1 pseudogene is annotated in these 778 nt (G+C 39.8%); it reads right to left on the reverse strand.

The features are described 5' to 3' along the window. Positions 1–87: 87 nt before the first annotated feature. Positions 88–660: pseudogene (locus tag KQP79_RS25765) on the reverse strand (carboxypeptidase-like regulatory domain-containing protein); the annotation flags it as partial. Positions 661–778 lie beyond the last annotated feature (118 nt).

Here is a 778-nt window from a genome sequence, read left to right on the forward strand (position 1 = left end):
TTCCAGTTAACACCAACTAGAAAGAGCTTTTTTATTATAACTAAAAGTTATGGCACAAGGCTAGGTGTTGAGTCGTATATAAGTGCCAATCTTTTTTACTTCCTTGCCATGTATTAGCAACTTACCGTCTGCATCTATTTCACCTCCCGGAAGCTGTTTTACCAATTCTTCAAGCATTGAGCCTTCGGGAGTACGATAGGCAGAAGCGTTGAATACCGTTGTATCCCCCTCTGTCACCGCCATTGGAGCCTGCCCTACTACCACTGCTTCATCCAAAGCATAACTTTCCTGAGTCAGATTTATATCCCCCAATTCGTAAGAAGAGCTTTTGCTGGAAATGGGATGAAAAACCTGCTTATATCCGACATATGACACCTGTAATAATAAAGACTTCGCTTTAATTGCATGATTAGGAATGGAAACGGAAAGTTGAAATTTACCGATAGCATCCGTAGCGCCGCCGCCCAACAATGTACTATCCGGTAAAGCTAAAAGCCGGACCGTAGCAAACGGTACCGGCTGATAGGTTTCAGTATCAATCACACGACCGGAAAAACGCTCTTTACCGGACTGAGCAAAAACAGTCAAACTAATCAGTAACAAGACATAACAAGTAATCAAACGGTACTGAAAAGAATAAATATGGCTGTCTATGTTCAAATTGTGTTGATTTAGTAAAATAAAACTATAATAAAATAAACAGATAGCTAAAAAGTAAATTTGAGAAAAGCGTAGCGATTCAACTGAAAGAGTGGTCGTTACGCTTTTGCTTTTGATG

The organism is Bacteroides sp. DH3716P (assembly GCF_025914115.1).
GTDB lineage: Bacteria > Bacteroidota > Bacteroidia > Bacteroidales > Bacteroidaceae > Bacteroides > Bacteroides ovatus.